The 12,992-nt window shown below is 69.3% G+C and carries 12 protein-coding genes and 3 pseudogenes; 8 read left to right on the top strand and 7 right to left on the bottom strand.

Going from position 1 to position 12,992, the window contains the following annotated elements:
• The first annotated feature begins 328 nt into the window (after positions 1-328).
• Positions 329-457 (top strand): GIY-YIG nuclease family protein, encoded by a 129-nt coding sequence (locus ACWDA7_RS43680; RefSeq protein ID WP_450612541.1) that lies wholly within the window; start codon positions 329-331, stop codon positions 455-457.
• 332 nt (positions 458-789) lie between these two features.
• Here the strand turns inward: ACWDA7_RS43680 and ACWDA7_RS43675 are convergent, their stop codons facing one another.
• A complete protein-coding gene (locus ACWDA7_RS43675; RefSeq protein ID WP_306193152.1) occupies positions 790-1,740 on the bottom strand; it encodes an NADP-dependent oxidoreductase in 951 nt (316 codons plus the stop codon).
• Positions 1,741-1,811: 71 nt separating this feature from the next.
• Between ACWDA7_RS43675 and ACWDA7_RS43670 the strand changes: the two genes are divergently transcribed.
• Positions 1,812-2,768, top strand: coding sequence for a GlxA family transcriptional regulator (locus tag ACWDA7_RS43670; RefSeq protein ID WP_450612539.1), 957 nt, complete (start codon positions 1,812-1,814; stop codon positions 2,766-2,768).
• Positions 2,769-2,884: 116 nt separating this feature from the next.
• Positions 2,885-3,415 (top strand): annotated as a pseudogene (locus ACWDA7_RS43665) (FAD-dependent monooxygenase); the annotation flags it as partial.
• A 533-nt stretch (positions 3,416-3,948) separates the two neighbouring features.
• On the opposite strand, the gene ACWDA7_RS43660 reads toward ACWDA7_RS43665, so the two are convergent.
• The 4 genes and pseudogenes from ACWDA7_RS43660 to ACWDA7_RS43645 all read right to left on the bottom strand — a co-directional run bounded on the left by ACWDA7_RS43660 (position 3,949) and on the right by ACWDA7_RS43645 (position 7,007).
• On the bottom strand, positions 3,949-4,449 hold the full coding sequence (locus ACWDA7_RS43660) for a hypothetical protein (protein WP_450612537.1): 501 nt from the start codon (positions 4,447-4,449) through the stop codon (positions 3,949-3,951).
• A gap of 126 nt (positions 4,450-4,575) precedes the next feature.
• Positions 4,576-5,427 (bottom strand): annotated as a pseudogene (locus ACWDA7_RS43655) (helix-turn-helix domain-containing protein); the annotation flags it as partial.
• A 29-nt stretch (positions 5,428-5,456) separates the two neighbouring features.
• A pseudogene (locus ACWDA7_RS43650) lies at positions 5,457-6,808 on the bottom strand (NAD(P)/FAD-dependent oxidoreductase).
• A complete protein-coding gene (locus ACWDA7_RS43645; protein ID WP_450612543.1) occupies positions 6,798-7,007 on the bottom strand; it encodes a ferredoxin in 210 nt (69 codons plus the stop codon). Before ACWDA7_RS43645 ends, ACWDA7_RS43650 begins: the two are co-directional and overlap by 11 nt.
• A 363-nt stretch (positions 7,008-7,370) precedes the next feature.
• Between ACWDA7_RS43645 and ACWDA7_RS43640 the strand changes: the two genes are divergently transcribed.
• The 4 genes from ACWDA7_RS43640 (at position 7,371) to ACWDA7_RS43625 (ending at position 9,967) form a co-directional block, all read left to right on the top strand.
• A complete protein-coding gene (locus ACWDA7_RS43640) occupies positions 7,371-7,853 on the top strand; it encodes a hypothetical protein (RefSeq protein WP_450612535.1) in 483 nt (160 codons plus the stop codon).
• Positions 7,854-8,195: 342 nt separating this feature from the next.
• The gene (locus ACWDA7_RS43635; protein WP_450612533.1) at positions 8,196-8,615 is read left to right on the top strand and encodes an SsgA family sporulation/cell division regulator; all 420 of its coding nucleotides are present in this window, start codon (positions 8,196-8,198) and stop codon (positions 8,613-8,615) included.
• 40 nt (positions 8,616-8,655) lie between these two features.
• The gene (locus ACWDA7_RS43630; protein ID WP_450612531.1) at positions 8,656-8,985 is read left to right on the top strand and encodes an NIPSNAP family protein; all 330 of its coding nucleotides are present in this window, start codon (positions 8,656-8,658) and stop codon (positions 8,983-8,985) included.
• A gap of 592 nt (positions 8,986-9,577) precedes the next feature.
• Positions 9,578-9,967, top strand: coding sequence for an SsgA family sporulation/cell division regulator (locus ACWDA7_RS43625; RefSeq protein WP_450612529.1), 390 nt, complete (start codon positions 9,578-9,580; stop codon positions 9,965-9,967).
• Positions 9,968-10,020: 53 nt separating this feature from the next.
• On the opposite strand, the gene ACWDA7_RS43620 is transcribed toward ACWDA7_RS43625, so the two are convergent.
• Entirely contained in the window at positions 10,021-10,380 is a 360-nt protein-coding gene (locus ACWDA7_RS43620; protein WP_450612527.1) for a hypothetical protein, read from the bottom strand.
• A gap of 31 nt (positions 10,381-10,411) precedes the next feature.
• Positions 10,412-11,371 (bottom strand): amidohydrolase family protein, encoded by a 960-nt coding sequence (locus ACWDA7_RS43615; RefSeq protein WP_450612525.1) that lies wholly within the window; start codon positions 11,369-11,371, stop codon positions 10,412-10,414.
• A gap of 89 nt (positions 11,372-11,460) precedes the next feature.
• Here ACWDA7_RS43615 and ACWDA7_RS43610 point away from each other — a divergent pair, with 89 nt between their 5' ends.
• Complete coding sequence (locus tag ACWDA7_RS43610; protein WP_450612523.1) at positions 11,461-12,288, top strand: IclR family transcriptional regulator; 828 nt, start codon at positions 11,461-11,463, stop codon at positions 12,286-12,288.
• Positions 12,289-12,992: the final 704 nt, after the last annotated feature.

Genomic DNA, 12,992 nt, shown 5'->3' with positions numbered 1-12,992 from the left:
ACGTAACACCTGCTCGTCGTCCGGCGTGAGGCCCTTGATGCGGGTGCGGATCGCCACGCCCGACGGGCCGACGGCCACGAAGGGGACAGCGATCGGACGCAGCGCCTCACCACCCATCGATGCACCCCCCTCCCCCACACGTGATCAGCAACAGGAAGAACGCTACCGGCCGGCACTGACAGTGCCCGCCAAGCGGTCGTGCGCGCTGCACCACCACGAACCAGTACATGCTCGTGCACACGCACACACACTCCTACACATCCGAAACCGAACAGCTCCCAACCCCTTCCCGCTGGCGATCCTGTGGACCGGCCCGGGCGACCTGGCCGTGGAACAGGCCCTGCACGCCCGGTTCGAGGCGTATCGGGTGCGCGGCGAGTGGTTCGAGTTCCCGGCGGGCCAGGACCCGGTGGCACTCGTCGCCCGGGCCGTCGGCGAGCTGAGCGCCGCCGCGTAAGGCTCCGGAACTGTGCGCCAGGCCGTGCGCCAGGTGCGCCAGAAATGGCGCCCTGGTCCGGTCTGGCTCGGTTCCATGGGGGGCTGGGACGGTCTGGTCCAGGGTGTTTAGGCAGGTCAACGTCTTGACCTGCGGTTCTTCGGTCACCTCTACCGGTTCAAGTCCGGTTCCGGGCACCTTCGTGGAGACGGCGCCTGACCTGCTGAAGAGGCCGGCTGGCGCCGTCACTCGTCGTGCCGCGGGACATGAAGGACATAGCGGCACGAAAGAACGAGGCCGACCGGGTCGCCACCACGTGAAGTGGCGACCCAGACTCACCTTCTGAGCCCCGGTCAGTCGACCAGCAGCACCAGCTTGCCCGTCGTCCGGCCGGTGTCGCCCAGATCGTGCGCCTTGGCGGCATCGGCCAGCGGGAAGGTCCCCGCGATCGTCGCCTTCAGCTTCCCCGACTCCACCAGCTCCGCGACCGCCTCCATCCCGGCCCGGTCGGCTTCCACCAGCATCCGCACCGCCCGCACGCCCAGCCGCTCGGCCTCCTCGTAGAACTCCGGCGGGCCGACCGGCAGGACCGACACCACGATCCCGCCGGGCCGCAGCACCCGCAGCGACCGCACCGACGTCTCACCGCCGAGCGTGTCCAGGACGACGTCGACGTCCCGGACGGCCTCCGTCACGTCGGTGGACCGGTAGTCGATCGGCTCGTCCACGCCGATCTCCCGCAGGAAGTCGTGCTTGCCCGCGCTCGCCGTACCGATCACGTACGCGCCGCGCGCCTTGGCGATCTGCACGGCGACGTGCCCCAACCCGCCGGCCGCCGCATGGACCAGCACCCGCTGCCCGGGCCGCACATCGGCGTACTCCGTCAGCGCCTGCCACGCGGTCAGCGACACCAGCGGCAGCGCGCCCGCCTGGACGTGGTCGATCGAGGCCGGCTTGTGCGTCAGGGCGCGCGCCGGGACGGTGACGTACTCGGCGTGCGAGCCGTGGCCGAACGGGTAGGGCAGCATGCCGAAGACCTCGTCGCCGGGCTTGAAGGCGGCCACGCCGATCCCGGTCTCGGCGACCTCGCCGGAGAGGTCCCAGCCCAGGACGAACGGCGGCTCGCCCAGGAAACCGCCGGTGGCCCGGTGCTTCCAGTCGGTGGGGTTGACCCCGGCGGCCCGCACCCGGACCAGCACCTCGTTCGGGCGCGGCGCGGGCCGCCCGACCCGCACTTCCCTCAGGACCTCGGGACCGCCGAGGACGTCCTGGCTGATGGCTCGCATCGTGTTCGCATCGTTCATGGTCACCCAGCCTGCCAAGGTCCGCCCGGCCCGGAAACGGCATGATTGCCAACACTCGATAGGATCGTGCCATGAGTGGCAAGCGGGAACCGGAGCGCGTGGCCGTCCTGGCGCTCGACGGCGTCTACCCCTTCGAGCTGGGCATCCCCAGCCGCATCCTCGGCGCCGCCGATGGCCGCTACGAGGTGCTGACCTGCACCGTCGACGGCCGGCCGGTGCGCACCAACGCCGACTTCACGATCGGCGTCGCGCACGGCCCGGAGATCCTCGACACGGCGGACACGGTGGTGGTCACCTCCATGCCGCCCGACTACATCCCGCCGCGGCTGCCCGACGAGGTCACGGCCGCCCTCGCCCGCATCCGCCCGGACGCGCGCATCGTCTCCATCTGCACCGCCGCCTTCATCCTCGCCGAGGCCGGGCTCCTCGACGGCCGCAAGGCCACCACTCACTGGCAGGCGGCCGACGAGTTCCGGTGCCGGTACCCGAAGGTCGAGCTCGACCCGGACGTCCTGTTCGTCGACGACGGCCGCATCCTCACCTCGGCCGGAGCCGCCTCCGGCGTCGACATCTGCCTGCACATCGTCCGCACCGACCACGGCAGCGACCTGGCGAACACCGTCGCCCGCCGCTGTGTTGTGCCTCCGTTCCGCGACGGAGGCCAGGCGCAGTACATCGAGCAGCCGGTGCCCGTCAGCGGCGCCGCGAGCACCGCCGCCACCCGCGCCTGGGCCCTGGAGCGCCTCGATGAGCCCCTCACCCTCTCCGACCTCGCCGGGCACGCCGGGATGAGCCTGCGCACCTTCGCCCGCCGCTTCAACGACGAGGTGGGCCTCAGCCCCGGCCGCTGGCTGATCCAGCAGCGCCTCGCCCGCGCCCGGCACCTGCTGGAGTCCAGCGACCTGCCGGTGGACCGGATCGCCGCCGAGGTCGGCTTCGCGACCGGCGCCTCCCTGCGGCAGCACCTGCAGGCGGCGATCGGGGTGTCCCCGCAGGCGTACCGGCGGACCTTTCAGAAGGCCCGCTGACCTTGTTCACGTACAGTGCGATCGCGGGGCCGCCCGGTCTTCCCAAGGTCAGCACCGGCTACCATGACATTCGCCGCACAACACCGCGAACCGGTGTCCACCTTCCGAGGTGACCCTCCGTGATGGTGTACGCGCAGACCGAGGTGTGCAAGGACCTCATCGCCCTGCAGCTGAAGGAGGGCGGTCCGCTGCTGTTCGAGGCGGAGGCGCTCGCGGTCGAGGGCGCGGAGAGCGAATGGCCGCGCGTGCGTTTCCGCTGCGAGGGGGACGAGGGCGTACTGGAGTGCGACTACGTGGTCGGATGCGACGGCTTCTGGGGCGTGGCCCGCAAGGCGGTGCCGGCCTCCCTCTCCCGTGAGTTCGAGCGGACGTACCCGTTCGGGTGGCTCGGCGTCCTCGCCGACGTACCGCCGTCGCACGACGAGCTGGTCTACGCCCGGCACGTCCGCGGATTCGCCCTGCTGTCCATGCGGTCGCCGTCCGTGTCCCGCCTCTACCTCCAGGTGCCGGACGGCACCGACGCCGGGGCATGGGACGACGACGAGATCTGGGCGGAGCTGGAGCGGCGGTTCGAGACCGCCGACGGATGGCGGCTGCGGCGCGGGCCCATCACCCAGAAGTCGGTGACGCCGATGCGGTCCTTCGTGTGTGCCGGTGGCGCGTTCGATCGCGGTGGCCGCTGCCTCGAACGAGCCGCGCGCCGCCTCGATCGCGGCGAGCTTTTTGAGCTCGTGCGAGTGCCGCCCGACCGGCAGGTCCAGTTCGGCATCGGCCGGGTGCAGATTCGAAGCCCCCTTCGCGCGGTAGGCGATTCGCTCCACCTCCACGGTGCCGAACCGCGTGGACAGCAGCCGCTTGTGACCCGCCTCGGCGGCGCGCCGCACCACCTGGTCGGACCCGGCGACCTCCGGCAGGCGCTCCTCGCGCTGCGCATGCTGGGCGAACCACTCCTGCAGCATCAGGCGGTGCACCTCGCGGCCGCGCGCGGCGATGAACTCCTCCGCCTCGGAGTGAGAGACGCCCTGGTGGTCGAACAGATCGGTGAGCAGTTGCTCGAAGGCGGCGCGGGCGGCGGGAAACACCTCGCCGATCCCGGGCGGCCCGTAGTCTGGCATCGGGCTCTTCCCTTGCGTCGTATCAGGCTTGTCACCAGGCACGACGCGGGGAAGAGCCCGCCTGATCAGGTCCGATCGGGTGCGCGAACGCCATCGGCCAGCACGAACAGGCCCTTGGACGGCTCGGCCAGCCACTCACCTCGCACCATGCGCTTCAGCCGCATCCGCAGCGTCTCGACGTGCCGGTGGTCGACGGCCTCCTCCGTCACCTCGCAGATTTCCTTCGCCCGCAGCGGCGTATTCGCGCTGGCCAGCAGGGCCAGCACCGGCCAGTCGCCCTCGGCGGGCACCTCACCGGTCGCGACGCGCACGACCGGCGGCAGACAGCCAGGCAGATCGTCCGGATCCGCATCCCGTGAAGACACCTGCTCGAACTCCGGTTCGTAAGCGTCCCGTTCGGCGAACACGCGGGCCAGGGTCGTCTGGGTGACCACCAGATCGGACAGCTCTTCCTCGGCGGCAGCTATTCGCTCGTTCAACGCGGCCAGCTCAGCCCGCAGCCCCTCCACCCGATGCCGGGCCGCCTCCTCACGCTGCTTCAGCAACGTCAGCAGTTCCTGCTCCATGCGTCCCTCCCGGCGATGCCGCCGACGCAACCGCGCCGCGCCCAACCCCCACACCACCCAGGGACTTACCGACCACCGGAACGCGAAACCCCCGCTGATCACCGTCCCTCAAACAGAGCTGCACCCTTCGAGGAACGCCAGCGCGTACAGCCGCCTGCCGGTGATCGTGTCGACGTGGAAGAAGTCCGCCGCGATGATTCCCTCGGCCTGGGTGGTGAGGAATGCGCGCCAGCTCGGGCTGGTGCGGCGCGGGGCCGGGCCGATGCCGGCCGCGTGCAGGATTTCCCACACTGTGGACGGTGCGATCGGCTGGCCCAGCCGGGCCAGCTCACCCTGGATCCGCCGGTGGCCCCACCGCGGGTTCTCCTTTGCCAGACGCAGAACCAGCTTCTTGAGCGCGGCGGCCGTGGGAGGGCGGCCGGAGCGGCGTCGGTCGGCGTAGTCCCACTTCTTGGCGATCAGCCAGCGGTGCCAGGCCAGCAGCGTCCCCGGCGTGACCGGGAAGACACAGCTCCAGCACTGGCGCGGTGTCAGCGACGACAGCGCGGCCAGCCAGAACCGGTCCGCGGGCTCGTAGCGGACCGGACCGGCGAGTTGCCGTCGCAGCACCGCGTTCTCGTGTCGCAGCACCAGCAGTTCCTTGGTGATCCGGTCGATCTCGCCGCGCATGCCGTCGACCCGGCCAGGGCTGTGCGGGGGCCCGAAGGGCCGCATGGCCAGGGTGCGCAGCCTGTGGTGCTCGGGGTCGTCGAGCCGCAGGAACGGCGGCTTGTGGGTCACCTCGCCACGGGTGCGGGGATCGGCACTCATCCGTGGGTCGTGGAGCAGAGCGGCGATGTGGTGGTAGGTGCCGATCAGGTAGCTGCCGTCGGCCTGCGGCACCACAGGACCGGCCTCGCGGAGTTCCGCGTACAGCGGATAGGGGTTGGGACGGCTGGCGTAGTCGGTGATCCGTGCCAGCAAGGTCGCGGAGTCCATGACGGCTCCTCGTAGGGGCGGGATGTGGGCTACACCACCGTCAGCCGGCGGTCGGGAAGGTGACCGGTAAGTGCGACGGTCGGGCCGTGGGACAGGACGGAGGGGTCGGGTACGGCGGAGGGGATCGTGATGTCGGCCGCGATCGCACGGTCCTGCGCGCCAGGCGGGGGCGGGAAGGGAGCGGCGGTCTCGATCAGGTACCGGTAGTAGTCGAGCACCTTGGCCATGTCGACGGTGACGGCGGCGGTGACCCGGCCCTGGTAGCCGTAGACCATCGCGAGACGGCGTGCCTCCAGGGAGCCCTGGGCGATGACCACGTGGTCGGAGTAGGTGGGCACGCCCACCGACTTGATGTTGAGCCCGAACTGGGTCGGCCAGAACACCGGGATGGCCAGGTGCGGACGCTGCAGCGGCCCGGGGCTGACCATGTTGTGGGCGGCCACCTCGGCCTGCTCGACCGCGTTGCCCCAGTGTTCAAGGGAGAGCATCTGGTAGCCGAACAGCGGGGTGGGGGAAGCGGGAGACGTCGCCGGCCACGAAGACGTCGTCGGTGACGATCCCGTACATGTTGAAAGCCCGGCAGCCTCGCAGGCGATGCCGCGTGGGCCCGCCGCCAGCCCGGACTCCGCCAGCCACTCCACATTGCGGATCGCGCCCAGCGCCACGACGCACACGTCCGCCTCGACGCGGCTGCCGTCGGACAGCTGCGCGCCGGTGAAAGCGCCGTTGCCGTCCAGGGCGGTGACTGTCACTCGGTGCGCAGGTCCACGCCGTGGTTGCGCTGCATGACGGCGGCGAGTTTGGACAGGGTGCCGCCGAGCGCACCTACCAGGGGTGCGGGGCCGCGTTCGGCGACGGTCACCTCAAGGCCCAGTTCCCGGCAGGCCGAGGCGATCTCGGAGCCGGTGAAGCCCCCGCCGATCACCAGTACCCGCTCCGGCCTCGCGGCCAGCCGCCCGGCCAGTCCCGCGCCATCCTCGCGCGTGCGCAGGGTGAACACCCCGTCCAGGGCGCCTTCCTCCGGGTTGGGCCAGGGCCGTGCCCGGGTTCCGGTGGCGATCAGCAGCCGGTCGTAGGGCAGCGACTCGCCGTCGGCCAGCAGTACCCGTTTCGCCAGCAGGTCCACACCGGTGGCGCGCACGCCGAGGCGCCATTCGGCGTCCGGATCCCGACGCATCGGCAGCTCGAGGGTGTCCGCCGTCGCCTGGCCCAGCAGCACCTGTTTGGACAGCGGCGGCCGGTCGTAGGGCGCATGGGGCTCGTCCCCGACCACGGTCAGAGACCCGGCGAAGCCCTCCTCGCGCAACGCCTCCGCAGCCCTCAGCCCGGCCAGCGACGCGCCGACGATGACGATGACTCCGTCTTTCAGGTCACCGGGCACCGGTCCTCACCTCTTCCCCGAGGAGGATCGCCTGCACCGGGCACGCCGCCGCAGCCTGGCGCACACGCTCCACCTGATCGTCCGGGACGGCCGTGGCGTACAGCAGCCCCTCCTCCCCGTGCAGCTCGAACACCTCCGGGGCGAGGAACACGCACTGCGCATAGCCCTGGCAACGTGTGAGGTCGACAACGGTCCGCATCTCCACCACTTCTTCCTCCGTTGTCACACCCCCCTCATCTCCAGCATGGGGCCAGCCCCGGATGCCTTGTGATCGAGAGCTGGTATTCGGGCCAGCAGGGTGAGGGGGAAGGAGACGAACTCCCGGCAACCACCTTCCAGTTGCTGAGAAGCGTTCAGGTACGTCTCCTTCAGCCAGGTGGTCCGGGTGACCCGAGTCACTGTCACCGTCGCCCCATTTTCATACATCGTATGGTTATCCTGGCGGGGTGATTCCATACAACGTATGGAACTGCTGACGGACAACGCCACACAACGCCAGGCGCCTCACATCGCCTGCAAAAGCAGCCGTTAGTGCAGACCGCACCAACCGGAAGGAAAGATCATGAAGAAGCTCACGAAGCGGATTGCTGTCGCCGTTTCCTCCGTGGCGGTCGCGGGTGTCGCCGTCATCGGTGCCGGGGGCACCGCTTCGGCCGCGACTACCGCCTCCGTACACGTCCAGCGGTCAACCGAGGTCAACCTCGCCGACTACCGCTGGGACCACGGCGTGGGCTACCTGATCGAGCAGGGCTACTGCTGGGACGGAAAGCGTGGCTGGCACCACGACGACCATGTCGCCGGCTCCCTCTGGCACAGCCGCGACGGTCGCTGCTACCGCTGGGACGATGAGGGGCGCGGGTGGAAGTCCGACAGGTCCTACCGGCACGAGTGGAACCGCTACGAGAGCGACGGCCGGGGCTGGGACCACCACGACTGGAACCGCGGTGACCGGGACTACTTCGGCTGGGACCACTACGACCGGAACCACGGTGGCTGGGACTCCTACGGATGGGACCACTACGACCGGAACCACGGCGACCGGTAGGACGGGTCCCGCCTGTGCCCCTGAGCGGAGGCTGTACCTCTCACCTCAATGCCTGTCGGCGGCGGGGATGCGACCGCTGGTCATGGATCAGCGGTCCCCTGACCGCCCGGGCGGGCGATCGAGCGAGGGCCTGCACCCTGCTCCCCCTCTGAACCTGCCTGCGGCACCACCACGTGCCACAGGCGCGCGTCGCTTCAACTGCCGCGACGCCACGACCCGCACGGTCCGCCGATGCTGTCCGGCGCCCGGGCCCTGCTGAACACCTCCTGATTCGATGCGTGCTTGTCGCCACGAGCGCCGGGGCGCAGCCGAGGCAAGGGGGGTGCCTTGGAGTGAATGCCCATGGAGTCTTCGAGGACCGTGGTTCGGGCGGTGACCGCGCAGTTCGTCGTCTCGCGCACCTACTCACAGCCCTTGTGCATGCGGCTGCGGTACGAGCCTGCAGATCCCTACGTCGTCCATGCCGCCTTTTTCATCCACAGCGACGAGCCGGTCGAATGGGTCCTGGGGCGTGACCTTCTGACCGACGGCCTGAACGGTTGCGCAGGTCATGGGGACGTCCGGATCTGGTCGGCCGCAGGGCGGGGTAACGAGTCGATCTACATCGCCCTCGGTTCTTCCACAGGCACCGCCTTGCTCGAGGTCCCCGTGCAGGACATCTCGTCCTTCCTTCAGGACACCCAGGCTTTGGTGCCACGGGGTACCGAGTCCGGACTCATCGACTGGGATGCCGAACTGGCACACCTCCTCCCCCAAGGCTGACCGCCGACCATCCATGCTCAGAAGTAAAGGAACCAGTGTCATGTCCCAGTACCAGCTTCGCGTCTACACCCTGCGCAGCTCCTACGCGCTCGCCGCCTACGAGAAGATCTGGGCCCAGCACATTCCCGGTATGGCCAAGCACCGGATCACCACCCACGGCGTCTGGACGGTGCCCGCAGCGCCCGGAAGCGACACTCCCCGGCTGTACGCCCTCGTTTCCTACAAGGACGCCGAGGACGTGCAGGAGCGGCTGGAGGCATACCTGTCGAGTCCTGAGTTCCGCGCGGACATGGAGGGCTTCGACATCAGCCAGATCGTCGGCCTCGACGAGACCCTCCTGACGCCCACCGTGGACTCACCCTTGCGCTGATGGTCGGCCTTCGACGAGTGACGCGGCCAGAAGGGCCGGTATCCGGCGGCCCTGCGATGGTGGTTCCGGTGTCGTCGATGGCGACCCACCAGTGGTGGCCCTTGCCGGCATCGATACCGACCCATAAGCAGGGCACCTGTGTGGTCATGTGCGTCTCCTCGGGCTCGGACAGCGTGCCGTTTTGGTCCAAGGACAGCTCTGCCCTGCGTGACCGGGCCCCGGCAACCACGGCCGGCGTCGACGTGGGGACCGTGACGAGTCGGTTCACTACCACCACGACCGGTACAGCGTCGATCGCTGAGACCAAGGACGCCCTCTGTCCGGCAACCACCGTTGGCCACATCTCCGTGATGGCCCCGGCCGAAAGTGGTGGCCTCGACTGCTCCCGCCAGCCGGGCACCCTGGCGACGGCACGAAGAACTGCTCCTGCGGTTGTCCTCGTGCCGATCGCCACCGGTCCCTCGCAGTAACCCCGTCTGTGCAGCCCCTTTGAATCCGGCGACAGCCCTTTCGATGGCCCTCCCCGGATGACTCAAAGCACCAGGAGTAAGACCCAATGAAGTCATTGAGAACTGTGATCCAGGGGCTACCTGTGAAGCTTGTCGGCGTTCATGCGACATCCTTGCCCATGATCATGAATCTGCGGTACGAGCCGAGTGATCCCTATGTGGTCCATGCCGCATTCACCACCGATGTCGACAGCGACGAGCCGGCGGAATGGATCATCGGGCGCGATTTGCTGATCGACGGCCTGGAGGGCCCCGCCGGAGAGGGAGACGTTCGCATATGGCCCACCGGCGATGAGGGCTGTCGCGACTTGTACATCCTTCTCAACCCGCCGTCCGGTACGGCCCTGCTCAAGGCCCCAGCGCAGGAAGTCAAGGCGTTCCTGCGGGAAACGGAGGCAGTGGTGCCCCGGGGGGCCGAGCTCGACCACAGCGACTTCGACCGCTTGCTGGCGCACTTCCTCGCCGAAGGGTGAGTCCTGGCATGGTGCGACCTGAGGCAGGCACACGGACGTCTGCGCCTCGGTGTTCACCGCCATGGTGAGTGGATGTCCGCAGTCGTGGCGTCGAGGGCGGCCGGGTCGACGCCGGCCTCGGTCAGGATGTTCGCCGCGACTCCGCGGCCGACCCTCGCTTGAGTGAGCGGCTTCAACGCCGCTCGGGGGCTCAGTAGGAACAACGTTGGATGCGCTGCTCGAACCAGATCGTCTTGCGGCTCTGGCTGTGGCGGCAGCCCCAGCGAGTGGTGAGGCTGGGTACTGCTGGAGTCGGTGACCTCGCAGACCAGAACGCTGTGGCGGATCAGCCGCAGCTCCGCCGACTGACGGCAGAGCCGCCCCAGCAACCCGGACCGCGGTGCTGCTGTGACGACCGCGGTCGTCAGACCCACTTGCTCACGACCGTTCCTTCAGGCCGGGCGGTCACCGTGCGTCGGTGTCGAACAAGCGGCGGGCATTGCGGGTGGTGAGGTCCCGCCAGGTGAGGGTGGCGGACGGCTGCACCGCGGAGTCGATGGAGGTGACCTGTGCGAGCACCGCGTCAATGGGCGTCCAGCAGTGGTCGCTGCCATAGAGGAGACGCTCGGTGCCGAAGGCCGCGTCGAGGGCCGGGACCTGGCGCGGGAATGGCGTGCCGGCCATGTCGTACCAGAGTCGGCCGAGCTGCTCGACGGCGCTCGGCGCGTCGACGGCGCCGCCGCCGACGTGGGTGCGGAAGAGTTCCATCCGGTCGGCGAGCAGCGGCAGCACACCTCCGCCGTGTGTCAGGATCCAGCGGATCCGCGGGCGGCGGGCGAGGACACCGCGCAAGAGCAGGTCGCTAGCCGTGCGGGCGGTGTCGAAGAGGAACTCCAGCATCGGCCGTGGCCGGCCCAGAGCAAGCTCGTCGGCGTGGGGCGCTGACGTGGGGTGAACGAAGACGACGGCGCTGCGGCGGTCGAGCTCCTCCCAGAGCGGCTCGAACCGGGGGTCACCGAGGTAGAGGCCATGGTGGTTGGTTTCCACCACCACTCCGTCCGCACCGAGGACGTCGAGCGCGTGGGCGGCCTCGGCGAGCGATCCCTCGACGTCCGGCAGGGGCAGGGAGGCGAAGAGACCGAACCGCTGCGGGTCCTCCGTGCGGACCCGGGCGCCGAACTCATTGACCTCACGTGCGAGAACCCGGGCCTCGCTGTCGTCCCCGAAGTGCACTCCGGGCGAGGAGATCGACAGGTAGGACTTGTCGATCCCTGAGCGCTTCATCATGTCGAGATGCTCTTCGACGCTCCACGCGGGCCAGCCGGGCATCCCGTCGGGATGTTCGACACCTGCGGCTCGAGCCGCCGCCACATAGCTGTCGGTCACGAAGTGGGCGTGCACATCGAGGAATCCGGTCGCGACCATACAATTCTCCCTTTCTGCGGGGCCCCTGTCGGTGCCAGCCACCGTAGGACGCGTGCCGTACATTGGCAGCGGTGATTCCAATGAATGAAATGGCGATCGCTGACGACGGTGTGCCCAGGAGACGCGGCGGCAGGCCGGCTGAGGGACAACCGGTGATCGACCGGGCGTTCGCCCTGCTCGGCAGCTTCGACGGTGACCATCGTGCGCAGACGCTTGCCGACCTCGCACAGCGAAGCGGCATCCCCCGCAGCAGTGCTCTCCGGCTCGCCCGGTCTCTGATGAAAGTGGGCGCTCTGGAACGCCTCGGCGACGGCCGATTCGTCGTGGGTCTTCGGCTGCTGGAGACCGCTTCCCTGGCCCCACGCGGTCACGGGCTGCGATCGGTGGCGATGCCGTTCATGGAGGACCTCTTCCACGTCACCCGTCAGCATGTCCTGCTCGCCGTACGGGACCAGGGGGAGGCGCTGCTCGTCGAGCGGCTGTCAGCGCGAGATGCGAGCCCCGTGCGCTACCGCGTGGGGGGCCGCCTTCCTCTGGCATCCACCGGCGTAGGACTGGTGCTTCTCGCCTTCGCCCCACCGGCCGTCCAGGAGCAGGCCATCGCCGCCTATGCGCCGGAGCCCGGCGACGACGACATCCGCACCGCCGCCGACCTGCGTCGCGTGCTGGCGGAGGTACGACGCGGCGATCACGCTGTCGGCCACCAGAACCGTCCATGGCAGGTGAGCACCGTGGCCGCGCCGGTACGTGACGGCAGCGAGGTGGTCGCGGCGTTGTCGGTCGTGACGCCCGGCACCGGTTCGCCGAACCCGGGGTACGGACCGGCCGTGCGCGCGACGGCGCGGGCGATTTCCCGCCGTCTTGTCGAGGACGGTGGTCGGACCATGCCAGTCGAAGCCGCATACGGGCACCGGTAGCGTAACCGGGCCGCCCGCGCCGGCTGCCGTTGTGCGCCCCGCAGTTCTCCTGCTGGGAAGATCAGTCGGTGCTGGTGTCGAGCCTCGGGCGTGGCGAAGCCGGTGCCCTCCTCCCTGATCCTGCGGTCGATCGTCTGCCTGCACGCACGGCCCCGCCGACTGCGTGACCCCAGGGACGAAGCCGACGGCGCTCCTCGCTGTCCTCGGTGAGAACAGTAGGGAAGTCGTTGCGGTGCACTCGATGGGATGTCGGGCTTGGCCGGTTCCAGGCAGTGCCGCCGAGGTCCGAGCGGGTCCGTGGCCCAGAGCGAGCGAGCCGAACGCTGGCCTCCAGGGTCCTGGCCACTGCCAGAGGCTGCGGTTCCTGGAGCCCTACGAGACCGGGGCCATGTACATCGTCCAGGCCAGCAGAGCATCGGCGAACGTGGTCGGCGAAGCGCTGCGGAAGGAAGGCGTAACCGGCTGCGAAGCATTGAAGGCCGGAGACCTTGTCGGACGGATGGCCTGGCTTGCTTCGCGGCCGCAAGCCGCTACACCTAAGAGGTATCCCGTAATGCGGGTGAGGTGGGCCTTGCCGGGGTGGGTGCTGCGGTTACCGGACGTCGAGTGTGAGGTTGTGTAGTGCTGCGATGCCGGCGACGGCGTGGTTGATGCCGTTGCCGCGGCGTCGGCATGGGCGCAGGATCTGGTGGTCTTTGAGCCGG

The sequence above is a fragment of the Streptomyces sp. NPDC001156 genome (assembly GCF_053598275.1).
This window is presented reverse-complemented; position numbering and strand designations above follow the sequence as displayed.